General features: G+C 40.4%; 24 protein-coding genes. 14 read left to right on the top strand and 10 right to left on the bottom strand.

Annotated elements, in window-relative coordinates:
* Window positions 1–123: 123 nt before the first annotated feature.
* Entirely contained in the window at window positions 124–936 is an 813-nt protein-coding gene (dapF, locus tag OQX62_RS01665; protein ID WP_265829633.1) for a diaminopimelate epimerase, read from the top strand.
* Here dapF and OQX62_RS01660 read toward each other — a convergent pair.
* From OQX62_RS01660 to OQX62_RS01645, 4 genes are all read right to left on the bottom strand, one after another.
* Entirely contained in the window at window positions 933–3,191 is a 2,259-nt protein-coding gene (locus OQX62_RS01660) for a helix-turn-helix domain-containing protein (RefSeq protein WP_265829631.1), read from the bottom strand. The genes dapF and OQX62_RS01660 overlap by 4 nt on opposite strands.
* A 123-nt stretch (window positions 3,192–3,314) precedes the next feature.
* On the bottom strand, window positions 3,315–4,010 hold the full coding sequence (locus OQX62_RS01655) for a response regulator transcription factor (RefSeq protein ID WP_265829628.1): 696 nt from the start codon (window positions 4,008–4,010) through the stop codon (window positions 3,315–3,317).
* Between the two features lies 1 nt (window position 4,011).
* Entirely contained in the window at window positions 4,012–5,838 is a 1,827-nt protein-coding gene (locus OQX62_RS01650) for a sensor histidine kinase (protein ID WP_265829626.1), read from the bottom strand.
* Between the two features lie 144 nt (window positions 5,839–5,982).
* Entirely contained in the window at window positions 5,983–6,351 is a 369-nt protein-coding gene (locus tag OQX62_RS01645; RefSeq protein ID WP_265829624.1) for a DUF3127 domain-containing protein, read from the bottom strand.
* A gap of 71 nt (window positions 6,352–6,422) precedes the next feature.
* On the opposite strand from OQX62_RS01645, the gene OQX62_RS01640 reads away from it, so the two are divergent.
* Window positions 6,423–7,637, top strand: coding sequence for a THUMP domain-containing class I SAM-dependent RNA methyltransferase (locus OQX62_RS01640; protein ID WP_265829621.1), 1,215 nt, complete (start codon window positions 6,423–6,425; stop codon window positions 7,635–7,637).
* On the opposite strand, the gene OQX62_RS01635 is transcribed toward OQX62_RS01640, so the two are convergent.
* The 4 genes from OQX62_RS01635 to OQX62_RS01620 form a co-directional block, all read right to left on the bottom strand.
* Window positions 7,634–9,859: a peptidase domain-containing ABC transporter gene (locus OQX62_RS01635; RefSeq protein ID WP_265829619.1), complete on the bottom strand. Its 2,226-nt coding sequence runs from the start codon at window positions 9,857–9,859 to the stop codon at window positions 7,634–7,636. The two genes, OQX62_RS01640 and OQX62_RS01635, sit on opposite strands and share 4 nt — an antisense overlap.
* Window positions 9,856–11,055 (bottom strand): HlyD family secretion protein, encoded by a 1,200-nt coding sequence (locus tag OQX62_RS01630; protein ID WP_265829617.1) that lies wholly within the window; start codon window positions 11,053–11,055, stop codon window positions 9,856–9,858. Before OQX62_RS01630 ends, OQX62_RS01635 begins: the two co-directional genes overlap by 4 nt.
* 143 nt (window positions 11,056–11,198) lie before the next feature.
* Entirely contained in the window at window positions 11,199–11,432 is a 234-nt protein-coding gene (locus OQX62_RS01625) for a hypothetical protein (protein WP_265829615.1), read from the bottom strand.
* Between the two features lie 228 nt (window positions 11,433–11,660).
* On the bottom strand, window positions 11,661–11,909 hold the full coding sequence (locus tag OQX62_RS01620; RefSeq protein WP_265829613.1) for a bacteriocin: 249 nt from the start codon (window positions 11,907–11,909) through the stop codon (window positions 11,661–11,663).
* A 388-nt stretch (window positions 11,910–12,297) separates the two neighbouring features.
* On the opposite strand from OQX62_RS01620, the gene OQX62_RS01615 reads away from it, so the two are divergent.
* The 7 genes from OQX62_RS01615 to OQX62_RS01585 all read left to right on the top strand — a co-directional run bounded on the left by OQX62_RS01615 (window position 12,298) and on the right by OQX62_RS01585 (window position 18,204).
* Window positions 12,298–12,573: a helix-turn-helix domain-containing protein gene (locus tag OQX62_RS01615; RefSeq protein WP_265829611.1), complete on the top strand. Its 276-nt coding sequence runs from the start codon at window positions 12,298–12,300 to the stop codon at window positions 12,571–12,573.
* Window positions 12,574–12,605: 32 nt separating this feature from the next.
* Entirely contained in the window at window positions 12,606–13,265 is a 660-nt protein-coding gene (locus OQX62_RS01610; protein ID WP_265829609.1) for an HD domain-containing protein, read from the top strand.
* 78 nt (window positions 13,266–13,343) lie between these two features.
* The gene (locus OQX62_RS01605; protein ID WP_265829607.1) at window positions 13,344–14,600 is read left to right on the top strand and encodes a putative DNA modification/repair radical SAM protein; all 1,257 of its coding nucleotides are present in this window, start codon (window positions 13,344–13,346) and stop codon (window positions 14,598–14,600) included.
* Complete coding sequence (locus OQX62_RS01600; protein WP_265829605.1) at window positions 14,601–15,365, top strand: TIGR03915 family putative DNA repair protein; 765 nt, start codon at window positions 14,601–14,603, stop codon at window positions 15,363–15,365.
* Between the two features lie 62 nt (window positions 15,366–15,427).
* Window positions 15,428–16,453, top strand: a complete 1,026-nt coding sequence (locus tag OQX62_RS01595) for a sensor histidine kinase (protein WP_265829603.1) — start codon at window positions 15,428–15,430, stop codon at window positions 16,451–16,453.
* Window positions 16,454–16,539: 86 nt separating this feature from the next.
* Window positions 16,540–17,181 carry a DUF47 domain-containing protein gene (locus OQX62_RS01590; protein ID WP_265829601.1) on the top strand — a complete coding sequence of 214 codons (642 nt, stop codon included), beginning with the start codon at window positions 16,540–16,542 and terminating at the stop codon, window positions 17,179–17,181.
* A 12-nt stretch (window positions 17,182–17,193) separates the two neighbouring features.
* Window positions 17,194–18,204: an inorganic phosphate transporter gene (locus OQX62_RS01585; RefSeq protein WP_265829599.1), complete on the top strand. Its 1,011-nt coding sequence runs from the start codon at window positions 17,194–17,196 to the stop codon at window positions 18,202–18,204.
* A 64-nt stretch (window positions 18,205–18,268) separates the two neighbouring features.
* Here OQX62_RS01585 and OQX62_RS01580 read toward each other — a convergent pair whose 3' ends face one another.
* Window positions 18,269–19,114, bottom strand: coding sequence for an energy transducer TonB (locus OQX62_RS01580; RefSeq protein WP_265829597.1), 846 nt, complete (start codon window positions 19,112–19,114; stop codon window positions 18,269–18,271).
* On the bottom strand, window positions 19,107–19,685 hold the full coding sequence (locus OQX62_RS01575) for an RNA polymerase sigma factor (RefSeq protein WP_265829595.1): 579 nt from the start codon (window positions 19,683–19,685) through the stop codon (window positions 19,107–19,109). The genes OQX62_RS01580 and OQX62_RS01575 overlap by 8 nt, the downstream gene beginning before the upstream one ends.
* A gap of 140 nt (window positions 19,686–19,825) precedes the next feature.
* On the opposite strand from OQX62_RS01575, the gene OQX62_RS01570 reads away from it, so the two are divergent.
* From OQX62_RS01570 to OQX62_RS01550, 5 genes are read left to right on the top strand one after another with little or no spacing between them, the layout of a single operon-like run.
* Window positions 19,826–20,560, top strand: a complete 735-nt coding sequence (locus OQX62_RS01570) for a DUF4197 domain-containing protein (protein ID WP_265829593.1) — start codon at window positions 19,826–19,828, stop codon at window positions 20,558–20,560.
* Window positions 20,561–20,619: 59 nt separating this feature from the next.
* On the top strand, window positions 20,620–21,879 hold the full coding sequence (locus OQX62_RS01565) for a DEAD/DEAH box helicase (RefSeq protein WP_265829591.1): 1,260 nt from the start codon (window positions 20,620–20,622) through the stop codon (window positions 21,877–21,879).
* 51 nt (window positions 21,880–21,930) lie between these two features.
* Complete coding sequence (locus OQX62_RS01560) at window positions 21,931–23,211, top strand: replication-associated recombination protein A (RefSeq protein ID WP_265829588.1); 1,281 nt, start codon at window positions 21,931–21,933, stop codon at window positions 23,209–23,211.
* 6 nt (window positions 23,212–23,217) lie between these two features.
* Window positions 23,218–24,696 carry a DUF5687 family protein gene (locus OQX62_RS01555; protein WP_265829586.1) on the top strand — a complete coding sequence of 493 codons (1,479 nt, stop codon included), beginning with the start codon at window positions 23,218–23,220 and terminating at the stop codon, window positions 24,694–24,696.
* Window positions 24,693–25,391 carry an ABC transporter ATP-binding protein gene (locus OQX62_RS01550; protein WP_265829584.1) on the top strand — a complete coding sequence of 233 codons (699 nt, stop codon included), beginning with the start codon at window positions 24,693–24,695 and terminating at the stop codon, window positions 25,389–25,391. Before OQX62_RS01555 ends, OQX62_RS01550 begins: the two co-directional genes overlap by 4 nt.
* The last annotated feature ends 154 nt before the right edge of the window (window positions 25,392–25,545 follow it).

Raw genomic sequence — 25,545 nt, 5'->3', positions numbered from 1 at the left:
AACCTTAAAATTTAATGTGTTATTTCAAATCTGAACAGCAACATTTCTTTTCATCTTTATATTCAAATTTAATACCATTAGCGCGATATTTGTATCACCAGAACATCCTATAACTGTTAAAAAATGTTAAATACCAAACCAGCACATCCAGCAACTACTCATTTCTATAAATATCAGGGCGCGGGCAACGACTTTGTCTTAATTGACAACAGGGATGAACATTTTCAATATAAGGATAATAATAGTGTTTTACAATTGTGCGACAGGCGTTTCGGCGTAGGTGGCGATGGTTTGATGTTATTACAGAACCATCCAGCTTACGATTTTGAAATGCTCTATTTTAATGCTGACGGGAAACTGGGCAGCATGTGTGGAAATGGAGGCAGATGTATCGTTGCTTTCGCTAAGCACCTGGGAATCATAACTCAGGAAACTAACTTTCTGGCAGTAGATGGCATGCATTATGCCAAAATTTCAGCAGAGGGTAACTGGGTTGATTTACAAATGATTGACGTGGATAAAGTAAGCAGAGACGGAAGCGCGTATGTAATGAACACCGGGTCTCCGCATTATGTAGAACAGACTACGGCACTGGATCAACTGGACGTTTTTAACGCAGGCGCTGCTATTCGTAATAACCCCACTTATAAAGAAGAGGGAATCAACGTGAACTTTGTTGAAGATAAAGGCGATCACTTATTCGTACGCACATTTGAACGCGGCGTTGAAGATGAAACTCATGCCTGTGGTACAGGTGTTACTGCGGTAGCCCTGGCTATGGCACAGCACAACCAGCAAACCGGCGATCTAAAAACCGACATTAAAGTTTTGGGTGGAAAACTACGCATCGAATTTAATTATGATGGGCATCAATTTACCAATGTATTTCTTTGTGGTCCTGCTGAACTGGTTTTTGAAGGTGAAATTAAAATCTAGTTTCCCTCCGCCAGATGTGCTGCAATACCGATCTTGATTTCACCAAATGTGTATTTACTGCCCAGGTGTGCCCTTATCGGATTGAGATTTAGCGTCTTCAATAATTTTATGGCTTCCAGTATCTTGTCCAGCTTTTTAGCACCAAGAATATCTTTCGCAGAGATCTCCTGCAAAGCAATATAATGTGCAAGATGTCCTTCAATTGTCCCTGCCACCATATTCCGTTCTCTGGCAATCTCCTCGATGGACTTTCCTGCCCGGAACATTTCCAGAGAAGCCTCTTTTGTGTCCGGCTTGGGCACTTTCACCTTCGCCGTCTTTGCTGCCCGTGGTTTCTTCGCTGTAAAGTCGAGCGTATTCGGCATTGCAAAAACTTTCTTCATCTGCAGCTCGCGGTCCGCCTGATTAAGTAAAGCACTTACATCGGTTTTGGTAAATTCGGTTCCCTCTATAGTCGCTTTTAACAAGGCGGTAGCTTTACGCATCTTTTTGTACTGCTCATAAAACAATGATTCCATTTCCAGCAGTTCGGTTAAAAAGGCTGTCACCTGCTTATCTTGTTTCACCAGCTCCATACGCTCAAAAATTCGGGCAGAGAGGTCCAGAATCAATGGATTAAAATAGTTTTCAGCAAGTCTGGTACGCTCAAAAAGTATAGCCAGCCCTTCCTCCGTTTGTTCGTGGCTTAAGCGCTGTATCTGGTTCAGGAATTTATTTGCATGCAGCTTAATCTCACTGAGATCTTTCAACAGCTGCTGTGCCCATTTCACATGTTTCTGCTTTGCAGATTTGTTGATGTCTTTGCTGTAGGAATGCACATGCTCATAAACAAAATTATCCAGCGGATTCAGATCGAAACACTGCATCAGATAAGTCCTTAAGAAGGACTCACTTTCCAGTTTAATCTGTGCGTCCAGCGCTTCCTGCTGCTGTTTGTTTTTTGCAAAATGAGATACATTCTGGTCCTGACGAATCCCTGTACGGGAAATCTGCGAGGTAAGCACCAGTCCATCCAAAGAACGGAGGCGTGATAACGCCACGTAAATTTGTCCGGGCGCGAAAGCATTCCCAATATCTATAATCGCTTTATCAAAAGTTAAACCCTGACTTTTATGTACGGTGATGGCCCAGGCCAGTTTGATAGGGTACTGAATAAACTTACCAATCACCTCTTCCTCTATCTCATTGGTGACCTTATGGTTGGTATACCTGATGTTTTTCCAGGTGTATTTTTCCAGGATGATCCTTTCTCTTTCCCCTTCGGTCTCTACCTCGATAGTATCTTCTTTAAGATCGATCACCGTGGCAATCTTACCATTGAAAAACCGGCGCTCACCTGACTGATCGTTTTTGATAAACATGATCTGCGCACCAAGCTTTAGTTCAAGCAAATGCTCTGCAGGATAAGAATTTTCAGCGAATTCACCTTCTACGGCCGACTTAAAATAGTGCGATTTCCCGGCCAGCTCTTCCAGGCTTTTTTTATTGAGCGTATCTGCCCGCTGGTTATGGGTAGTCAGCGTAATATATTTTTCCGACTTCGCCGGTACAAAATCAGCGCTGTAATACTTCTCCAGCAGGTTGATATCATCTACTGTAATTTCATTATTCCTCAGGTTATTGAGCAGATTGATAAATACTGAATCTGCCTGACGATATATTTTTTCCAGTTCAATATATACTGGCGGACTTTGCTGCAACGCATGTGCATCAAAGAAATAAACACTGTTATAAAACTCTCCGAGCAACTGCCATTCATTAGATTTAACAACCGGGGGGAGCTGATGTAAATCGCCGATAAACAATACCTGAACGCCACCAAAACTTGCATTATTTTTTCTGATATAACGTAAAACCATATCAATTGCATCCAGGAGATCGGCACGCAGCATACTCACCTCATCTATGATCAGCAATTCAAGATCCTGAAAAATCCTCCTTTTGGTGGTGTTCATCTGTAAATGACGGACAATAGATTTTGGCGTATTGTATTGCTGGTTAAAAGGTTCGTTTGTAGGCTGTTTAGGTAGATAGGTACCAAAAGGGAGCTGAAACAGGGAATGGATAGTCACCCCCGCAGCATTAATCGCAGCAATCCCCGTGGGAGCTACGATAACTGCCTTTTTATGTGTCAGTTCAATTAAGCTCCTTAAAAAAGTAGTCTTCCCCGTACCAGCCTTACCCGTAAGGAAGATATGCCTTGAAGTATAATTGATAAATTTGGCAGCAAGTTCAGCAGGATTATATTCAGACATATTGGTAGCTCAAATTTAGCGATACGATCATTGGTGACAAAGGTAATAAGAATAGAAGATATTTAATTAACAATATAATTAATTAAAGATTAAGATCCTTAAGCTAAATCAACCCCGCGCCAATTAGTTTACCAGCAGTTTGTAGCCCTTACCATGGACATTAAGTATTTCTACCTTTGGATCTTCTTTTAAATATTTACGGAGTTTGCTTAAAAACACGTCCATACTACGCCCGTTAAAATAGTTGTCGTCATGCCAGATGCTCAACAAAGCCTCTTCACGGGTAAGCACAGCATTTTGTTTTAAACAAAGCAATTGCAGCAGTTCTGCTTCTTTGGTTGACAATTTTTGCTGCTGACCTCTGAACTGGATCATTTGTGTGGTAAAATCAAAATTGTACTCCCCAATCTGGAACTGTGATTGTAAAGGCCCTGCAGGTTTAACTTCTTTCACCGATACGCGCTTCAGGAGTGCATTAATCCGCAGCAGTAACTCTTCAATGCGAAAAGGTTTTGTGATATAATCATCCCCGCCAAGATCATAAGCAGAAGCTTTATCCTCCATCATCGCCTTAGCTGTGGCAAATATAATAGGTACATCTTCATTGGTCTTTCTGATTTCTTTACCCAGTGCAAATCCATCCTTTTTTGGCATCATCACATCGAGGATACATAAATCAAAACTTTGTTTATTGAAAGTGCGCAGCCCCTCTTCCCCATCAACACAAAGCACAACATTAAACTTACCTTTCAGTTGTAAATAATCCTGCAATAACATGCCAAGATTAGGATCGTCTTCTACTAATAAAATTTTCTTCATGTCAATTAAGGGGTATAATTATTTCAAACACTGTTCCTTTGTCCTTCTCACTGCGTACTTTAATACTGCCATTCATTTGCACGATGATATCCTGTACATAATTTAATCCAAGCCCGAATCCTTTCACATCATGCAGGTTACCTGTAGGAACCCTGTAAAACTGATCAAAAATACGTTTGCTCTGCTCTTTAGTCATTCCAATTCCTTCATCTTCAATTTCGATGATTAAGTTTTTTCCGGCATTTCTTGTCCGGAGTGTAATTATTGGTGGATCAACACTGTATTTATTGGCATTATCGATCAGGTTATAGATGACATTGGACAAATGCAGTTCGTCGCCATTAATAACCGAAGGGTCTGCATCCAGCTCTAAAATCAGTTCTGCTCCTTTTTTATCCAGTTGCAGATGCATACTGTCTGCCACTGCAGCAATCAGGGTATTCATCTCTACCGGCTCAACATGGAACTCCAGCTCCTTGTTCTCCAGACGTGCAATGCTCAGCACACGCTCAATATGATTGCCCAGTCTTACATTCTCATCATAAATAATTCCTGCCAGCCTGCTGATCCTTTTTTTATCTTCGAGAATTTCCGGATCTCTGAGCGCTTCACTGGCAATCATAATTGTGGAGACCGGTGTTTTAAACTCGTGGGTCATATTATTGATAAAATCCGTCTTCATCTCTGATATCTTTTTCTGTCTCAGAATCGCATAAAGCGTATAAGAGAAAATAGAGATCAATACCAGCAGCAAACCGGCTGAAGAAGCCATGGTAACGCTCAGATTACTGAATATCAATGAATTTCTTTCCGGAAAATTTACATAAAGCATCCCCGGATCTCTGATTACATCATTACTAAAGAGGGTAGTTTTAAAAGTATTCGCCTGCAAAGGTTCTCCCTCCATTGCTGCAACTTTTCGGAAAAGGACAGAATCGCCCGTTACACTTTTCAACCAGAAGCCATATTTCAGGTTAATATTTTTATTGAGCAGCTCTGCCCGTAAAATAGCATCCAGTACAGCAGGGGAGATCCGTTGATTTAATGGCACAGCAACCTGACTCATCTCTTTCGCTGCAGCTTCAAGCACGTTGAAATCATTCTGACTGATCTGTTGTACAGTGTCATCCTGCAATGCTTTCAGTTCATTTTCATGTCTTCTTTTTGCTGTTTCATCCTCAATTCTGAATTTCACACGCATATCTCCATTCAGGCTTGGCAGGGACACTCTGAAAGGCTGCATATCATATTTACTGTAAACCAAATAACGGATACTGTCAGGCAGCTTCTGAGGCTCGAGATCAAATGTCTTGGCAGAACCCATACGAAAGGTTTTTCGCACATCACCACCAATAATTTTAAGATCTGCATCAAAGCCTACATTTACATCCACATCTAAAGGGGTAGTGGACTGGTTAGCAAGAGCAAAATATTCAGCTTCAGAGATGATGGTAGGATTAAGATAGAACTTTCTGATCATTCCGTCCTGGTAATTAAGCTCGTCAATCACCTGCTTCTGTTGTGCAAATTTCCTTTTACGCTCTTCTTCCTTAAATTTCTGGTCAAGCTCAATCAGTTTCAGCGTTTTATCTCTGTGCTGATTCTCCATTTTAATCCGCCATTCCAAATCCTTTTTATTGATCTGGTCTACCGCGTTTAAACGCTGCACTTTATTGGCAACGCCGCTCAGCGCCTGATTGACTTCCTGCTCGAAAAGCTGTGATTTGAGCCGGTATGCCTCCCTGATATAATACAACTGCATGACGAAAACGCCAAGCAAGGCTATGGTCATCAAACCGGTAATCAACCAAAGGCTTTTTTTCTTCATAAATGATTGTCAAAAATAAGCAAGAGTATAGAATAAAGAGTGATTTTAACAATTTTTAACACAGTAAATGTCAAACACTTGAGCAAAAAAAAATGCCGGAATAAATTCCGGCACCCAACGTAAAATTTGTTTTCTTAAAAAATCTTAGAATGGAAGATCATCCTCTTCACCTGGCGCATTGTTTAAATCTGCCGGAGGTGCATATTGTGGCGTTGCAGCAGCACCAGCACTATTAGTAAGTGCATTGATACGCCAAACTACCAAACTATTGAAATAGGACACTTTTCCTGCTTTATCTGTCCATGGACGACCACGAAGATTGAAAGAAACTTCAACATCATCGCCAGTTTTCAGACTGTCAAATAAAGCGGTTTTATCCTGTAAAGCCTCAAACCTGATATACTCAGGATAAGTAGGGTTTTCTGCATATTCTATGATCAGGTCGCGTTTTTTAAAAGTCTCACTCACCTGCTGTAATGCACCGATTTCATGCACTTTTCCTTTTAATTCCATAACAAATACTCTTTTATTCTACTATCAACTTCAAATCTCTATATTTTTATTGATAACTTAGCACAATAATTATGCAAGTTTTCCACAACAAAAGTAAGGTTATCTTAACCTGTAACAAAAGACTTTCACCATATCTGGTGGCAGAAGTTGAAGCATTGGGCTACGAAATCGTAAGAGATTTCCCTACCGGGGTAGAGCTGAATATTACTTTAACAGAGTGTATCAAACTGAACTTAAACTTAAGATGTGCAAGTCAGATTTTATACTGTTTAAATAGCTTTAAAGCTAATAATCCTGAGGAATTATACCGTGAGCTGGTCGACATGCCATGGGAAGATCTGATCGATTTTTCAGGTTATTTTTCAGTTACATCCAACGTTGACAACCCAACAATTACAACCCCGCTTTTCACTAACCTGAAAGTTAAGGATGCTATTGTTGACAGAATAAAAGACAAAAAAGGTATTCGTCCCAATTCAGGATCGGATGCTAATAAAACCGTAGTTCACCTTTACTGGAAAGACGATGAAGCAGATATTTTCCTGGATACTTCCGGAGAAACACTGGCAAAACATGGTTACCGTAAAATTCCCGGAAAAGCACCTATGCTGGAAGCACTTGCTGCAGGCGTAGTGATGAGTACCAAATGGGATATGAAATCTCCTTTCATTAATCCGATGTGTGGTTCGGGAACCCTGGCTATTGAAGCCGCATTGATGGCAACCAACCGCAGACCGGGGTTGTTCCGCATGAATTATGGCTTTATGCATATCCTGGGATATGACGAACAGGTATTTTTCACAGAACGCAGGGTCCTTAAGGATCAGGTAATTAAAAATGCAGACCTGCAGATTGTTGCAACTGACATCTCCGAAGATGCAGTAGATATCAGTCGTAAAAATGCGCAGACTGCTGGTGTAGATACGCTGATTACTTTTGAAGTATGTGATTTTGCAGATACGCAGGTTCCTGAAGGCGGAAAAGGTGTGGTAGTATTTAATCCGGAATATGGAGAACGTTTAGGTGTACACTCACAACTGGAGCTGACCTATAAGCGCATTGGCGATTTTATGAAAAAAGAATGTAAAGGCTACAGCGGTTACATCTTCACGGGAAATCCTGATCTTGCTAAAAAAATCGGACTGAAAGCTTCGCGCAAACTTGAATTTTATAACGGCAAGCTGGACTGCCGTATGCTGGAATATGAACTGTATGATGGTTCAAAAAGAGCTGACGATGAAAGACCACAGCCTAAAACACCACCCAGGGAACAACCGGAAGATTAAGTTCCGGATTGTTCAAACATAGGGAATTGCTTTTGCCACATCGCCGCATAAGCCGCTTTTCGCTGAAGCAATTCCACATGTGTACCCTCTTCGATCAATAAGCCATTATTCAGCACCGCAATCTTATCGGCATTGACAACAGTACTGAGCCGGTGTGCAATTAGTATAATGGTTTTTCCCTGCTCACGCAGGTAGGCGATAGTTTTGTAGATATACTCTTCTGCGGTACTGTCCAGTGAGGAAGTCGCCTCATCAAGAATCAAAATTTCAGGTTCCCTATATAATGCACGGGCAATAGCAAGACGCTGTCTTTGTCCCCCGGACAAGTTCCCGGCATTTTCCCCCAGATAGGTATCAAAGCCATTTGGGAGTTTTTCAATAAATTCGAGGATATTAATCTCTCCGCAAATCCGGATAATCTTTTTGATATCCGGCTCCATATCGCCCACTGCTATATTTTCAATCACATTCCCCGCAAAAAGATGAACATCCTGCGGTACTACCCCCACTATCCTCCTTAAACTTTCGTTGGTAATATACTTGATATCGAAATCGCCAATCTGGATGCTGCCGGAATGCAAGGGATAAATATTTTGTAATAAAGACAGTAAGGTTGTTTTACCGGAGCCACTTTCACCGACTATCGCAGTGATTTTACCCTGAGGGATGTTCAGATTAAAATCATCAAAAACGGTAACCCTGGTTCCATAACGGAAATTGACATTTTTAAACAGTACGTCTCCCAGCATATCTACTGTCAGCTCCGCCTTATTTTCCGTAGTTTCCCGCTCAAGGTCCATAATTTCAAAAAGCCTGTCCGCCGCAATCCTGGCATCCTGTAAAACCTTGTTCATCCCTATTAAGCTGACTACCGGACCAGTAAAATAACCTATAATCGCGTAAAAAGATAAAAGCTCGCCCGCAGTAATCAGGTTATTGATCACAAAGGTAGCACCTGTCCACAGTAATATAACAGAGAAAAGACTGCCGATAAATCCACTTGCATTCCCGATCCATAAAGAGTTGATCCCGGAAGTGTAGATCGTCCTCAGCAAGTTAACAAACCTGATTTCTGTTTTAAGATTGGTAAAATTTTCCAGGCCGAACCTTTTAATAGTACTGACTGCGGTAACTGATTCTACGAGCTGATTTTCCAGTTCAGCTGTTTTCTCCATCATTTTGCGCTGGGTATTTTTATTGACCTTATTAGAAAAATAATAGATCACAGCATATAAAGGCACAACAGTGAGTATGATCAGGGCAAGCTTCCAGTAGTAGGTAAACATCAGGGCGAAAGAGAAAAATAAGATGAATATGTTTACCAGAAATCCGATCAGGACATCATTGATAAATGCACGTATTTTTACTGCATCATTCATCCTGGATATAATCTCGCCAACACGCATTGTATCAAAAAACTGCTGTGGCAACTTCAGCAGATGTTTGTAGTATCCCAGGATTAGTCGCGCATCAATCTGCTGCCCGGTCTTGATTGTGAGCAATGCCTTTGCGTGATTGATAAATATCTGCAGGAAAATAATTACAATCATCACCGTTCCCATCAGGTTCAGCAGATTTGTATTGCCATCTGGCAGCACATTATCTACAATTTTTTGCAGAAAGATGGAAGTGGACAAACCCAGTATAGTGTAAAAAATAGAGCCGACCAGCACTTGGAGCAAAACTGAACGATGAGGTTTAAGCAGATAAATAAACCTTTGCTCAATACTGATGCGCTCATTCCCGGCAGAGAAATCATCGCCAGGCAGTAATAAGATCAATACACCTGTCCACTTTTGCCGGAATTCATCATGTGTAATCTTCTGCATTTCACCGTAGGCTGGATCCATAATTTCCAGATGAGACTGCGTCATTTTATAAATCACCACATAGTGCGGCATGTTTTGCTGGTTAACATGTGCAATAACCGGTAATGGAATATTAAACAGGTTTTCGTAAGTACCACGAACTCCTTTTGCCGTGAAGCCGATTTTACCGGAAGCTTCAATCAATCCCAGTACGTTGGTCCCTTTTGTATCTGTGGAAGCAAACTGACGGATGCGCGCGATAGGCAGATCAAGATCGTAATGTGCTGCGATAGACGCCAGGCAAGCAGCACCACAATCAGTCGCATCGTGCTGTTTCACAATAATGCGCCTGTTTTTATCCCGTTCAGATAAATAGTTTTTAAAGGATCCTACTATTTTTTTAAATACACTCATGCTTCGCCTCCTTTTTCAGGTGATACAGATACGTTCGGATTTAGCCAATCATCGGCCTTATCATACAATAACTGGAATAAAGTACGGCGGGTTACATAAAACCTTGCCTGTAAAGTCATCCCCTTTTTTATCTTTCCAACATAACCGTTTTTTAGCTGGAGCTGATGATTGTCCAGTAAACACCTGACTTTAAAATAGGGTTGTTTACCGCCATCCATAAAAATGTCATTTGAAATAGACATCACTTTGCCACTTACCATGCCCCATTGATTATAATTATACGCATCGATCTGGAATCTTGCCCTTGTTCCGATTTTTAGTAGGCCAATGTCTTTAGGCAATACATAGGTTTCGGCTATCATGCCCGAATCCGGGGAAATTTCCCCGAGCAATTCATTGGCACTAATGAGACTCCCCGGCTGGATACCTTTTAGCTGTTGTATCGAGCCGGTTACCGTTGCACGTAAGGTGTAAAACTCCTTTTCTTCCGCATATTGCTCATCCTGAGAACTCATCTCACGTGTCTGCGTCTTCAGTGCATTCAGTTCCGTCTGCCATTTACTCCCCTGATCTTCACCTATCAGTGAAAGTTCATTACTGATGTTATCTAGTTTAAGCTTTACATCATCATATTCTACCGCAGACACAGCTTGTCGCCTGTACAAGTAAAGAAAACGCTCATGATTCCTTCTGGCCACTGCATAACGTGACCTCGCTTCTGCAATTCTTTGCATAAACAGACTATATTGCTGACTGTAAATACCTGATTCCAGCTTTAGCCTTTTAGACCAGTCATTCTTTTTGTAAGCAGTAATCAGCTTTCCCAAATCGTCAAGCTGTGCATCTGCATCGGCTTGCTGCAGATGTAAAACGTCGTTTTTTCCTTCCAGCGATTCTCTTTTGATGGTGAGCAGCACCTGCCCGGCTTTCACATGGGCATTTTCCCTGATAAATACAGAATCTATCCTTCCTGAAACTAATGGTTTGATATCATTACGCTCTTCCAGTGGACGGAAAAGTCCGGTGCTCTTTACGTTGACATCCACTTTTATAAAAAAAAGACCTGCAAATGCGACCGCAAGTATAATCAGCAATGCCTGGTACACTATTTTGGTGGTTGAATTGTGGCTGTGAAAATGAAATTCTGCCGTATTTTCAATAATCTCCTGAGGAAAAATATATTTATGCGGACCCATAATGTGTTTTTATATGCTGATACAGAAGTTTAGAGATTATAATAGTCTGATGCATTTTAATTAGTACCAGTTGTAAAGCAAAAGGGAGAAACTTGTGAGTTTCTCCCTTTTATGCTGGTTGCTTTTATTAAACAATCGTTTTCTTAGCCTTGAAGACTATTGAAGATACCGCCTAAGTTCAGACCGATACCATTACCCAGGGAGAATGAACTTTTAGAACTCTCATCCCCATCCTGGGTCTCATTAGAGAATGATAATAAATTTCCGATGCTCAGGGCACCATTTAATCCACCCTGACTTGCAGAATCACTGTTTCCAAATAATCCGCCACCGTTAATTTCTGTCATTTCGTTTTGATTCAATTCTTGAAGTTTCATAATTTCAACTATTTAATAATTGCCTACTCTATTTTAGGTTTTCGGCTATTCCTATACAAGAAATCAGATTTTATTCTTTCATGCTTGTTTAGGTAAATAACGCGAACAATGGCCATTGGGTTTTGTAAAGACCTGTTTATCAAACAACCTGACTGAATAGATTACGCCCTCACGTTGTGTTTTTAAAACAACAAAATAGCATTAATGACCGTTCGCACATAGCGTGCGTTATAAGTTAAGACCGTTTAAAATCCCGCCTAAATTCAGGCCTAAACCATTACCAACTGTGATAGAAGTTTTGTTGCCACCAGTACTGGTACTTTCATTTGATATCGACAAAAGATTATTAATACCCAGTCCGCTAGTTAAGCCGCCAAGCATATTACCTGAAGTGCCGCCACCTAACAATCCACCATCCAATAATCCGCCACCATTAATCTCCGCCATTTCGTTTTGATTCAATTCCTGAAAATTCATTTTTCTTATCTATTTGGTTATGCCTACTCTATTTTAGGTTTTCGGCTACGCCTCTACAAAAACTCAGTTTATTTTTCTTTTGTTTATGTTTTAAACATTAACGCGAATGACAAGATTAAGGATCACGAAGCGGTCACATTGCGAACAACCTACAGGAATACATTACACCTTTGCGTTTTACATTTCTTTGAACCCTTCACAGCCAAAAGACGTAGGCGATTATCTACTTATATCCTGGTGAAAGGGTTCCTGATAATCCCTGCCGAAAACCGCCTTATATATTTTTTCGTTAATACTCCTCAACAGAATAAATTGGACTTATGGGGGCTATAGAGGCATTTATTTTAAGCTGACAACTCATAAAGAACAACAATTAAAATATATTCTTATGAAAGAAACTACTGAATTAAAGCCGAAAATTGTTGCGGGCAACATTAGAAAGATTAGAGAATTTAGAAATTATACACAGGATTATCTGGCTGCAAAACTGCTGATTTCTCAGAATGCTTACAGTAAAATTGAGTTGGGTTACAGTAAAATAACACTAGATAGATTATTTCAGATAGCGATTATACTGGAAGTTGAAGTGATGCAACTGATCTCATTAGATCACAAAGATGTAATTCAGCTGATGCCTCCATCTACCGGAATTTCGGTTAACTGAAAAATCTGGCGGGATTCGGATATCTTTGCTGCATGGAACTGAATACTGATGAAATAATAGAGAAAACAGTCGCTTTTGTAAAGGAAACACTTGCCGGAGCGGAAGCAGGGCACGACTGGTTTCATATTGAGAGGGTATATAAATCTGCCCTGAATATCAATAAGGCTGAGCAGGGCGATCATTTAATTGTTGCTTTAGCCGCCTTATTACATGATATTGCAGACAGTAAATTTAATAATGGCGATGAAGAAATCGGTCCGATTACAGCAGGAAACTTTCTCAGGACGCTGTTGCTGAAAGAAGAAACAATCCTTCATGTACAGCAAATCATCCGTAACTTAAGTTATAAGGCCAGCCTTGGCCATATAACATTCTATTCTAAAGAACTTGATGTTGTTCAGGATGCGGACAGATTAGATGCAATCGGGGCTATTGGTATAGCCAGGGCATTCACCTATGGTGGTTTTAAAAACAGGCTGATGTATGATCCGGCTATCGTACCTGATCTGAATATGAGCAAAGAAGCTTATAAAAACACGACAGCACCCACAATCAACCATTTTTACGAGAAACTACTCAGGCTGAAAGACCTGATGAAAACAGCTGAAGGCAGAAAGATTGCGGGTCAGCGGCACGACTTCATGTTACACTACCTGGATCAGTTTTATAAAGAATGGGAAGGTCTGATCTAGAATTATTCCCTAAAGGGGTATGATTAGCTAATTTTATTAGTATAAATATACTATATTTGTTAGCAATCACATATACCTATGTCAGAACGTATTAGAGAAAAACTTAACATTCTTGCCGATGCGGCAAAGTATGATGTCTCCTGTTCCTCCAGTGGAGGGAATAGAAAAAATGATAATAAAGGGCTTGGCGACAGTCACGCCTCTGGCATCTGTCATACCTACACGGAAGATGGCAGGTGCGTTTCCTTATTAAAAATTCTGTTGACTAACCATTGTATTTTTGACTGTGCCTATTGTGTGTCCCGCAAAAGCAATGATATCGAAAGAGCGGCCTTTACTGTAGAGGAAGTTGTACAGCTGACCATGAACTTTTATCGCAGAAATTTCATCGAAGGCTTATTCCTGAGTTCAGGTATTTTTAAAAATGCCGATTTCACCATGGAGCGTTTGCTCAGGGTAGTTAAGAAATTAAGACTGGAAGAGCGTTTTAATGGCTACATCCATTTAAAGACTATTCCAGGGGCAAGTGAAGAACTGATCCGTGAAGCAGGAATGTATGCTGATCGGATGAGTATAAATCTGGAAATGCCAACCGAGAGCGGATTAAAACTGCTCGCACCCGATAAAAGTCACCAGGATGTGATCAAACCCCTGGGTTTTGTTCAAAATCAAATTGTTCAGTTTAAAGAAGAGCGCAAACTGATTAAAAGTGTTCCTAAATTTGTTCCTGCCGGTCAGAGTACGCAAATGGTCATTGGCGCAACACCAGAAACTGACAAAGACATTATGCATACTGCTGATGCCTACTATCGGAATTTCTCATTGAAACGCGTCTATTATTCCGGCTATATTCCTATCAGCAACGATAACCGGCTGCCTATTCTTGGCACACAACCACCATTGGTCAGGGAGAACAGACTTTATCAAACAGATTGGCTGATGCGCTTCTATGGATTTCACGTCAATGAACTCCTGAATGATGCCAATCCACACCTGGATATTGATATTGATCCAAAATTAAGCTGGGCGCTGCGTAACCTGCAGCACTTCCCGGTAGATATTAATGTAGCTGCATATAAAGTAATCCTTCGTGTTCCGGGCATTGGCGTAGGCTCTGCAAAAAAAATTGTACAGGCCAGGAAGTTCGGGAAACTGCGTATCGATCAGTTAAAAAAGATAGGTGTTTCCTATAACCGTGCAAAACATTTTATCAAATGTGCAGATACGCCTTACCAGCTCAAGGATTTTCAGGGTACTCAAATTAAATCATTTATTCTTGCTGAAAGCCAGAGTAAATACCTGAAGACGGATACCAGTCAACTTATTCTTTTTTAAATGGAAATCTACGTTTTCGATGGCAGTTTTGAAGGCTTGCTTTGTACAGTTTTTGAGTGGTTTGAGCGCAAGCCCGGAAAAATATGTTTGAAGCCAGAAGCTACTTTTCAACCCGAAGCTTTCACTACTCCGCTATTTATTCATAATGATCCTAAAAAAGCAGAGCGGGTCTGGAAAGGCTTACAGGGCAAATTAGCGAAGGACTGGATTCGCCGGTTTTACTGCACTTACCTATCAGAACTGGAAGAAGCTTATACTGCATTATTTGAATTTAGCTGTTACCTGTTTGTTAACCCGCCGGGAGCAGAAAAAAACTATGGTAATCCGGATGTATTGCTACTGAGTCAGATTGCCAGGAAAGTTGAAAGGGAGAAACACAGGATGGAAGCTTTTATCCGGTTCCAGCACACCGCAGATGGCATATTTTACTGCGGTATAGATCCTGATTTTAATGTTTTACCACTCATCATGAACCATTTCAGAAACCGTTATGCAGATCAGCAATGGATTATTTATGACATCAAGAGAAACTATGGTTTGTTTTACGATTTAGATAAAGTAGAAGAAATCAATATAGATTTCAAGGAAAGGCCAACTCTCTTACAATCTTCTGCGCATGTACTCTCGGAGAAAGAAGGACTGTATGCATTACTATGGAAGGATTATTTTAAAAGTGCCAATATTCCGGCAAGAAAAAATACAAAACTGCATGTACAGCATGTACCAAAGAGGTATTGGAAATACCTGACTGAAAAACAAGTATAGCTATAAAATCAAGGGCTTAAAACTTAACATGGAATTTTAAAATTATCTTGTAAATTGCCTCTATGAAGTTAAGCATTCTCGTATTAATCACTGCACTGGCAGTAGGCCTGTCTATCGGGCTGGTAAATTTTCACTTTCAGCAAAGCTGGTATTTTATGCTGGTTTCTTTCGGAGTGTCCTTTATTACGAGTTTTATCATGTTTTACTACCTGCTTGAAAAATATATATACTCTAAAATCAAACTCATCTATAAGCTGATCCATAACCTGAAATTGGGTAAGGACCTTAAAGATGCTTTAGGAGAATATGTAAGTTCAGATCCTATTAATGATGTAGAAAATGAAGTAAAAGAATGGGCAGGAGCAAAAAAAAAGGAAATAGACCTCCTAAAAAAACAAGAGCAGTTCAGGAAAGAATTCCTTTCCAATGTTTCACATGAATTTAAAACTCCGCTATTTGCTATTCAGGGATATATAGAAACTTTGCAGGACTGCCTGATCGATGATCCTGAGATGGCAGTAAAATTCCTGAAGAAAGCAGAAAAGAACGTAGAGCGCCTCAGTTACCTGATTAACGACCTTGATTCTATCTCTAAACTTGAGACAGGAGAAATCCCTATTGATTATCAGAAATTTGACTTTGTATTACTGGCAAAAGAAGTAATGGAGAGCCTGGAAGACAAAGCAAAAAAAAGAGACATTAAACTCTTTTTTAAAGAGAAATATATGCACCCGGCTTTTGTGAATGCAGACAGGGAGAAGATCAGGCAGGTAATGATTAATCTTATTTCCAATTCCATTAAATATGGAAATACAAACGGCTCAACTGCCATAAAGATTTTTGAATTACATGATCAATATCTGGTTGAAGTGACTGATGACGGGATTGGAATTGATGAAAAACACCTTTCCAGATTATTTGAACGTTTTTACAGGATCGACTCTCACCGGTCGAGAGAAGTCGGTGGAACCGGTCTGGGTCTGGCCATCGTTAAACACATATTAGAGGCACATCAGCAGATTATATCAGTAAGAAGCACTCTGCAAATTGGTACTACTTTCGCGTTTACCTTACAAAAACTTGGCTAATTTTAAAGAAAAACGCATTTAATGTTAACAGTTAACACTAACTTAACATAGGCTTGCTACTTTTGTAATCATATTTTATAGTTAACATGAATAACATCTTTAAGTTCTTTACACCCAAAGACAAAAAATTCCAACCGCTTTTTGAACAAGCCGGAAGTAATGTATTGAAGATCTCAGAAGCGCTTTTTCTTGCTTTAAGTGCGAAAGACCTTGAAAAAAGAAAAGAGTATATCAAAGAAATTGAGCGTTTAGAGCATGTTGGAGACGACATCACGCATTCTATCTTCCTGGAATTAAGTAAAAACTTCATTACGCCATTTGACAGGGAAGATATACATGCCTTAGCCAGTGCGGTTGATGATATCGCTGATTATATCCATGCTTCTGCCAGTAATATTGAATTATATAATATCACTAACATTGGTGATGCGATGATCAAACTTGCAGAACTGCTGGTAGAAATGTGTACAGATTTAGACAAAGCGATCAAGGAATTGAGAAGCTTTAAAAATATACGCGTAATTGCTGATGCTTGTGTACGTATTAACAGTGGTGAAAACCAGGCTGATTATGTATGTAATATTGCTATTGCAAGATTGTTCGAGTTTGAAACTAATGCAATTGAGCTGATCAAGCAAAAAGAAGTTCTCCAAACACTTGAAATGGCAACAGATAAATGTGAAGATGCCGCGAATGTGCTGGAATCTATACTCGTTAAGAACGCTTAAAAAAATACGAAAATGGTAACTACCTTATTGGTTGTTGTAATTATATTAGCTATTGGTTTTGACTATATCAATGGTTTCCACGATGCGGCAAATTCAATCGCCACCGTGGTATCAACAAAAGTCCTTACTCCTTTTCAGGCTGTATTATGGGCAGCACTTTTTAACTTTGCCGCCTATTTTTATTTTACAGACCATAAAGTTGCAAATACAATAGCGAAGACTGTGGTAGAAAACTTTATCACCCTGGAGGTTATCCTGGCAGGTTTGGTTGCTGCTATAGTGTGGAACTTATTTACCTGGTGGTATGGTATACCTTCAAGTTCCTCTCACACCCTCATCGGTGGTTTTGCAGGCGCAGGAATGGCAAAAGCCTCAACAATGGGTATCGGTGTCATGTCTGCCATTAACCTGGCTCCAATACTGAAAGTAATTGCATTTATAGTACTTGCACCGGTAATAGGTATGGTGATTTCAGTGATTATTTCCATCATCCTGCTTCATATTTCAAAAAATTCAAGACCATCAACCGCAGAAAAATGGTTTAAAAGGTTACAGCTGATCTCTTCAGCAGCATTAAGTTTCACGCATGGCGGTAACGATGCACAAAAGGTAATGGGGATTATTTATGTAGCTATGGTTGCTGCCAATGTCTTAAAAACAGGAGACACCATGCCGGAATGGATTCCTATCTCATGTTATGCTGCAATATCATTAGGCACAATGAGCGGTGGATGGAAAATCGTTAAAACAATGGGCTCCAAAATCACAAAAGTAAATGCTTTTGAAGGTGTGGCTGCTGAAACTGCAGGTGCAGTAACATTGGGTATCACCGAACATTTCGGAATCCCCGTTTCTACCACGCATACGATCACAGGATCTATTGTAGGTGTTGGTTTATTGAAAAGGGTTTCTGCCGTTAGATGGGGCGTTACGGTAAGTTTATTATGGGCATGGATCTTAACGATTCCTGTTTCCGGTGTACTTGCAGTGATCATCTTTAAAATAATCGATCTGTTCTTTTAGACAATACAAGTTATATAAAATTAAAAAGAAAATCCCCTCAGCAGATGCTGAGGGGATTTTCTTTTTAAAATGAGATCGTATAAGTCATCCTGCTTTCCGGTGTAGCGGGCCTTTCCCATTTAGGTCCTTCCTTGATGAGACGCAAAGCTTCATCATCAAACTCTTTGCCTGCAGCTTTTTCAATTTTTATATCCGAAGGATTACCATCGCTGTCAATCAGGAAACTCAGTTCTACAAACTTACCTGCTTTTACTGCACCCAATTTATTATTATCAGTCAGGTAAGTATCGAATGCTGCCCAACCACCAATAGGCGTAGATACAGCAGGGGCGGCTACGGCAGCTACTCTTGCGCTGGAGACAGTGGCAACTTTAGCCATGGCAGAATTTAAAACAGTGGTATCCGGACTTATTTCGGCCTGAACCTGCTTTGTCCTTCCAGGTGCCGTTTTAGCCATCATAACTGGTGTTGCAGCTTCAGCAGTAATATTAGCCGCATATGCATCGCTTTTAGCAGAATCTACTGCGGCAGGTGATGGCGCTATGTTTACTTCTATTTTTCTAGGTTCGTTTTTAGCCAGTTGCCTGCGATTTTCTTTATCACGCATAAAAAACAGGATGCTGACAGATGTAAACATCACCGCAGCGGCAGCGGCAACACTGAGTCGCTGCCAGGTAAATACACTTTCTTTCTGAACTACCTGTTGCTGTGCAATACGCTCGTACAATTGTTTCTGAAGAATTGATACCGAAGCAGAAACCCTTTTTGGAGATTCACTTAAACCTGCCAGTGCCTGCGCAACAAAAGGATCTTCCAGCGCCTGTCGTTCAATCCGATGCATAGCTTTAGCATCAAGTTTACCATCCAGGTAATCTTCCAGTAATTCTATATCTAACCAATCGTTACTCACTGCTGTTTTTTTCTATACAAATTTTCAGGTTTCTTTTCCCGTTCTGAATATAACTCTTTACTTTGAGCATTTCATATCCGGTAATCTCTGCCACCTCTTTATAACATTTTTCCTGCAAATAAAACAGGTCTACACTCACCCTTTGCTCTTCTGGTAATGTTTCCATACATTTTTCCATCACCGTAAGCTGATTCTCTTTTGTATCTTCTATATCAAGATGCACAAATTCTGTATTTTCCACAAATGTATCATCAATAGATACCGTGTTATTCTTTGCAGCCTTCCGCAGTGCCATCAGACAGTGGTTCCTTGTCAGCACATGCAGCCAGCTTTTAAAATTCTGCACCTCATGGATTTTCAGCTTCACAATCAGTTCCTCAAAAATTTGCATCACAGCATCCTTGCTTGGCTCCTCTTCTTTGAAATAAGTGAGGCACACACCAAACACCAGATGCATGTAGCGGTTATAGAGAATACCCAATATCTCCAGATCACCGGTACTTTTGTACTGTGCCAGCAGCATTGCGTCGCTCTGCTCTTTAATCCTGGATGTGTTTTTTATAAACTTCAAAGTATATGGGAAGGAAAATTCTTTTCAAGTATAAAAATATTTTCTGACTCTGCAGGGAAAAATTAAAAAGGATTGTCAAAATAACATGTTAATTACATAATGGCCAGAGTTTTGCTTATTATTGGATATATATCAAATCAATGCATAAAATTAATTTATTCTTCCTGGCCATCTGCACCGTTATTTTGAGCAGCTGTGACGTACAGAGTCAGTCGAAACTAGGAAACATACTCAAACAATTACCCACTACGGCTAACCCCAGTGCACTGGAGATAGGTCAGGGTATCAAACAGGCACTAGAGATAGGCACATCGAAAGGAGCTGACCAGCTTTCTGCAAAAGACGGCTTTTTAGGCAACCTTGCGGTTAAATTGCTCTTTCCGCCGGAAGCGCAAAAAGTAGAGAAAACACTACGTTCAATTGGTTTGGGCTCCCTGGCAGATAATGTTATCCTGAGTTTAAACAGAGCTGCAGAAGATGCTGCAAAAGAAGCAAAGCCAATTTTTGTTTCTGCTATTAAACAGATGACGATTACGGATGCAACAAACATTTTACTGGGCAATAAGGATGCTGCAACGGAATACTTCAAAAGAGTGACTACCGCTCAGCTGACAGCAAAATTTAGTCCTGTAGTAACCAACAGCCTCAGCAAAGTAGGAGCAACAAAATATTGGGGTGATGCCGCAGGAAAATATAATAAATTACCGCTCGTAAAGCCCGTTAATACCGACCTGTCTGGATATGTGACACAAAAAGCTATTGAGGGCATGTTTATACAGGTTGCACAGGAAGAACTGACCATAAGGAACAACATGAACGCACGCTCAACTACCTTACTTCAAAAAGTATTTGGTTACGCAGATAAAAACAAATAAAATAGTAGAAAAATAAAAGCTACTTTTATAAAATACCGTTACGAATAACAAGAAGTATATTGGATTTTAAAGATTTTAATTTTAACCCTGACTTATTAGAGGGTTTATTAGCAATGGGTTTCAGAAATGCAACCCCCATACAACAGGAAGCGATTCCTTTGATCATCGCTAAAAAAGACTTGATAGCGTGTGCACAGACAGGTACGGGTAAAACCGGCGCCTATCTGCTCCCTATTATGAATATGATCAGTGAGACGAAAGACCGCCATAATAACACCCTTATTCTGGCACCTACACGTGAACTTGCACAGCAGATAGACTTACAGGTAGAGGCACTTTCCTATTTTACAAATATCAGTTCTTTAACAGTTTATGGTGGTGGTGACGGAATTGCCTATGAGCAGCAAAAACGCTCCATGCGTGAAGGTGTCGATATTATTATCGCTACACCGGGCAGGTTAATTTCTCATCTGTCATCTGGCCTGCTTAAGCTCGATCAGTTGCAGCACCTTGTTTTAGATGAGGCTGACAGAATGCTTGATATGGGTTTTTACGACGATATCATGCGTATTGTAAGCTTTCTTCCGGAAAAAAGGCAGACAGTTTTATTCTCTGCCACGATGCCGCCTAAAATCAGAAAGCTTGCAGGAACTCTGCTAAAAGAGCCTGAGCAGATCAGTATTGCCATTTCAAAACCAGCTGCAGGTATTAACCAGCAAGCCTACATTGTTCATGATACGCAGAAAGTAAAATTACTGACTGAGCTGATGAAAAATGTGGACTTCCCGAGTATCCTGATCTTTGCCTCGACAAAGGAAAAGGTGAAGAACCTGGGTAAGGTATTCCGCGGACTTGGATTTAAAGCTGAGGCTTTCCACTCAGACCTGGGACAGAAAGAAAGAGAAGCAATTTTATCGGAGTTTAAGAACAAACGTGTACCTGTTTTAATTGGTACGGATGTACTTTCAAGAGGTATTGATGTGGAAGGAATCTCTCTGGTGATTAACTTTGACGTGCCACATGATCCTGAAGATTATATCCACAGGATTGGCCGTACAGCAAGAGCGGCGACTACAGGCACCGCAATCACCCTGGTAAATGATAAGGACAAACGAAAGTTTGCAAATATAGAAAAGCTGATTGGCAAGACTATAGACAGAATGCCATTACCAGAACACTTGGGCGCTGCACCAGTTGAAACAGCTTCAACAGGAACGCCGGGCACCGACAGGCCGGAAAGGTCTGACGCCACTAAGCCTAAGCGCAAATTCTGGAAAAAGAAACCTAAAGTGGCTGGCGGAACGCCAAACTCACAATAATCACAAGCATGGAGCAATATTTGTTGCTCCTGTTTTTTTATCTTTATGATTATGCAGAACCTACCCCCTTTAGCAGAACGCATGCGTCCACAAAATCTGGACGAGTATGTTGGTCAGCAGCACCTGGTAGGGCCCGATGCAGTATTGCGAAAAGCTATTCAAAGTGGCCAGTTGCCTTCCATGATCTTCTGGGGACCTCCGGGAGTGGGAAAAACAACTTTGGCCTATATTATCTCCCAGACTTTAGATCGCCCCTTTTTTAATCTGAGTGCCATCAATTCAGGGGTTAAAGATATCCGCGAGGTGATTGATAAAGCCGCTTTGTTAAAAGACAGTCTGCTGGGTTTGCCCATCTTATTCATAGATGAGATCCATCGGTTCAGTAAATCTCAACAGGACAGTTTACTGGGCGCTGTAGAGCGTGGTTTAGTTACCTTAATAGGAGCTACCACTGAGAACCCTTCATTTGAAGTAATTTCCGCATTATTATCGCGCTCACAGGTGTACATATTGAAGTCGCTGGACGAACAGGAACTGTCAGGTTTACTCCATACAGCGATTAAACAGGATGTAGTCCTGAAAGAAAAAGATATCACCATAAAAGACCATGAAGCACTCATCCGTTTATCTGGCGGTGATGCCAGAAAATTGCTCAATGTGCTGGAAATTGCGGTAAATGGTATTGGCGGTAAAAAAATTGTACTCACAAATGAGAATGTACTGGAACATGCACAGCAAAATCTGGCGCTGTATGATAAAGCGGGAGAACAGCACTATGATATTATTTCTGCCTTCATCAAATCCATCAGAGGCAGCGATCCCAATGCAGCAGTTTATTGGCTGGCCAGAATGATAGAAGGTGGGGAAGATCCTCTTTTTATTGCCCGAAGGCTGCTCATTCTTGCTGCTGAAGATATAGGGAATGCGAATCCCAATGCCCTGCTATTGGCAAACAACTGCTTTCAGGCAGTAAATGTAATTGGTTACCCTGAGGCAAGAATTATTCTGGCACAGGCGGTTACTTATATGGCATCATCTGTAAAAAGCAATGCCTCTTATGAAGCGATTAATAAGGCGCAGCAATTGGTCAAACAAACCGGGAATCTGCCTGTCCCGCTCCATATCAGAAACGCACCCACTAAACTGATGAAAAACATTGGCTATGGGAAAGATTATAAATATTCACATGGCTACGAAGGAAATTTTGCCCCGCAGGAATATCTGCCGGATCTGATCAGCGGAACCAAACTCTATGATCCGGGAAAAAATCCTGCAGAAGATAAATTAAGGGAGAAACTAAAACAAAACTGGAAGGACAAGTACAATTACTAATCATTTATGCTCTTAACTTTTTTAAGTCACCAGTGGACCAGCTTCTGGAGATCAAGCGGAAAAGGCAGTGTAATCGCTGCTCAGGTCATTATGGGTCTACTGGCACTGTATATTATTGTGGTAGCCATCCTGATAGGTTACCAAATGGAAAACCTGATTGCACATTTCCTTCCTGGTAAGGATACCGTTGAGGTATTTAATGGCATGATACTCTATTTTTTTGCAATAGACTTTCTTGCGCGCCTCCAGATGCAGGAACTGCCAACCTTAGCTGTTGTACCTTACCTGCACCTTAACATTCCCCGAAGTAAACTGGTAAATTTTTTAAATATCAGGGCTCTTTTCTCTGCTTTCAATATTATTCCACTACTGGTATTCTTTCCATTTTGTATCCTTATTATCAGCGATGATTATGGTGTATTTGCCTGTATAATGTATCTGCTGGTCATTTTTTCCCTCATGATTTTTAACAATTATGCCGCACTGTATTTTAAGAGGATCTCAGCCGGAAATGCAAAAATCGTATTAGCAGGATTCTTCTTACTCGTTACGCTGGGTTTACTGGAATATTTCAAAGTGCTTTCTATAGCAATTTTATCAAATAGTGTATTCCATTACGTCGCCTTACAACCAGCGTTTGGACTGTTAATCATTATTCTTGCCGTAGCCATGTTTATGATCAATGCGCAGTACCTCAATAACAACCTTTATATCGAAGAGCTAAAATCAAGTACAGGTAAAAAATCGGGTACCGATTATCCTTTTCTGGACAGGTTTGGCGAGGCGGGAACACTGGTAGCGCTGGAGATCAAATTGATATTACGGAATAAACGTCCGCGTGCTACGGTATCTAAAGGGCTTATCTTCCTATTCTATGGTATTTTGCTTTACAAAAAAGACGTGATCGACAATAACCAGTTCTGGATGCTGCTTTTCCCGGCCATATTTATGACAGGAAATATGATCATACTTTACGGACAATTTATGTTTGGCTGGCAGGGAGCGGAGTTTGACGGAATGTTAGCCAATAAAACTAATATCAGCACCTTTTTCAGGGCCAAATTTCTACTATTGACCATCTCCTCAACGTTGCTGACTATCATCACAAGTCTGTATGGCTTGATGAGCTGGAAAATCCTGGCAGTACAGTTGGCGGCCTATTTCTACAATATCGGGATAGGCACGGTCATCGTCCTGTATTTTGCAACGCGCAATTCAAAGTATATAGACTTGAAAAAAGGAGCCAGCTTTAACTGGCAGGGAGTTGGGGCTACCTCAATGATCATGTCAATACCGCTGCTTTTATCGCCATATGTCATATATATACCACTGACCGCTATAGGCAATCCCTATTGGGGACTAGCGGGAATCGCTATACTGGGTATTGCAGGCTTTTTTACCCGCGAATTCTGGCTTACCTTTCTGGTGAAAGAATTTAACAAGAGAAAATATACAATTGCTGAAGGATTTAGAGAACAATCATGATCTTAGAAATAAACAACCTTAAAAAAACTTACGCCGACCGGACCGTGGTAGATATTGAATATCTCTTTGTTAATGACGGAGAAACAATTGGCGTTGTGGGTAATAATGGAGCGGGAAAAACTACACTATTCAGAATGCTGCTCGACCTGATCCGTCCGGATACAGGAGAAATTCTTTCAAAACAGCAGAACGTTGCAGCTAATGACCAATGGAAAAACTATACTGCTTCTTATCTTGATGAGGGTTTTCTGATCGATTATCTTACCCCGGAAGAATACTTCATATTTATTGGTTCCCTGCATCAGATGACGAAAACCGATGTAAAAGTATACCTTCATCAATATGAAGAGTTTTTTAATGGTGAGATCCTGGATAATGGAAAGTATATCAGAGATTTTTCCAAAGGAAATCAGAATAAAGTGGGTATCTCTGCAGCACTAATGCAGCAACCTGAATTACTGATTCTCGATGAGCCTTTTGCAAATCTGGATCCTACTACTCAAATCAGACTTAAAACATACCTAAAGTCGTTAACAGGCAGTCATAAATTGACCACACTGATCTCCAGTCATGACCTTAACCATGTAACTGATGTTTGCAGCCGTATTATACTATTTGAGAAAGGAAAGATCATTAAAGATCTCCTTACTGACAAAAACACCTTAAACGAACTGGAAACATACTTTTCGGGATAATACGTTGTACAGAATTGTAGTCAGTTAAACAAAACCTGCCTTGAGCATGACAATTGTTCACCTTAATTCGTGCAATATTTCTGTTTTAATACAATAAATGTTAAAAAACCTATACTTGGCATCACGTTTGATTTACTGCCTGTATTAACAAAAA

This window comes from Pedobacter sp. MR2016-24, from assembly GCF_026239655.1.
Taxonomy (GTDB): Bacteria; Bacteroidota; Bacteroidia; order Sphingobacteriales; family Sphingobacteriaceae; genus Pedobacter.
This window is presented reverse-complemented; position numbering and strand designations above follow the sequence as displayed.

Excerpts from the sequence above, each read along its gene's own strand:
- dapF (WP_265829633.1), top strand. The coding sequence starts at position 124 with ATGTTAAATACCAAACCAGCACATCCAGCAACTACTCATTTCTATAAA.
- OQX62_RS01660 (WP_265829631.1), bottom strand. The coding sequence starts at position 3,191 with ATGTCTGAATATAATCCTGCTGAACTTGCTGCCAAATTTATCAATTAT.
- OQX62_RS01655 (WP_265829628.1), bottom strand. The coding sequence starts at position 4,010 with ATGAAGAAAATTTTATTAGTAGAAGACGATCCTAATCTTGGCATGTTA.
- OQX62_RS01650 (WP_265829626.1), bottom strand. The coding sequence starts at position 5,838 with ATGAAGAAAAAAAGCCTTTGGTTGATTACCGGTTTGATGACCATAGCC.
- OQX62_RS01645 (WP_265829624.1), bottom strand. The coding sequence starts at position 6,351 with ATGGAATTAAAAGGAAAAGTGCATGAAATCGGTGCATTACAGCAGGTG.
- OQX62_RS01640 (WP_265829621.1), top strand. The coding sequence starts at position 6,423 with ATGCAAGTTTTCCACAACAAAAGTAAGGTTATCTTAACCTGTAACAAA.
- OQX62_RS01635 (WP_265829619.1), bottom strand. The coding sequence starts at position 9,859 with ATGAGTGTATTTAAAAAAATAGTAGGATCCTTTAAAAACTATTTATCT.
- OQX62_RS01630 (WP_265829617.1), bottom strand. The coding sequence starts at position 11,055 with ATGGGTCCGCATAAATATATTTTTCCTCAGGAGATTATTGAAAATACG.
- OQX62_RS01625 (WP_265829615.1), bottom strand. The coding sequence starts at position 11,432 with ATGAAACTTCAAGAATTGAATCAAAACGAAATGACAGAAATTAACGGT.
- OQX62_RS01620 (WP_265829613.1), bottom strand. The coding sequence starts at position 11,909 with ATGAATTTTCAGGAATTGAATCAAAACGAAATGGCGGAGATTAATGGT.
- OQX62_RS01615 (WP_265829611.1), top strand. The coding sequence starts at position 12,298 with ATGAAAGAAACTACTGAATTAAAGCCGAAAATTGTTGCGGGCAACATT.
- OQX62_RS01610 (WP_265829609.1), top strand. The coding sequence starts at position 12,606 with ATGGAACTGAATACTGATGAAATAATAGAGAAAACAGTCGCTTTTGTA.
- OQX62_RS01605 (WP_265829607.1), top strand. The coding sequence starts at position 13,344 with ATGTCAGAACGTATTAGAGAAAAACTTAACATTCTTGCCGATGCGGCA.
- OQX62_RS01600 (WP_265829605.1), top strand. The coding sequence starts at position 14,601 with ATGGAAATCTACGTTTTCGATGGCAGTTTTGAAGGCTTGCTTTGTACA.
- OQX62_RS01595 (WP_265829603.1), top strand. The coding sequence starts at position 15,428 with ATGAAGTTAAGCATTCTCGTATTAATCACTGCACTGGCAGTAGGCCTG.
- OQX62_RS01590 (WP_265829601.1), top strand. The coding sequence starts at position 16,540 with ATGAATAACATCTTTAAGTTCTTTACACCCAAAGACAAAAAATTCCAA.
- OQX62_RS01585 (WP_265829599.1), top strand. The coding sequence starts at position 17,194 with ATGGTAACTACCTTATTGGTTGTTGTAATTATATTAGCTATTGGTTTT.
- OQX62_RS01570 (WP_265829593.1), top strand. The coding sequence starts at position 19,826 with ATGCATAAAATTAATTTATTCTTCCTGGCCATCTGCACCGTTATTTTG.
- OQX62_RS01560 (WP_265829588.1), top strand. The coding sequence starts at position 21,931 with ATGCAGAACCTACCCCCTTTAGCAGAACGCATGCGTCCACAAAATCTG.
- OQX62_RS01555 (WP_265829586.1), top strand. The coding sequence starts at position 23,218 with ATGCTCTTAACTTTTTTAAGTCACCAGTGGACCAGCTTCTGGAGATCA.
- OQX62_RS01550 (WP_265829584.1), top strand. The coding sequence starts at position 24,693 with ATGATCTTAGAAATAAACAACCTTAAAAAAACTTACGCCGACCGGACC.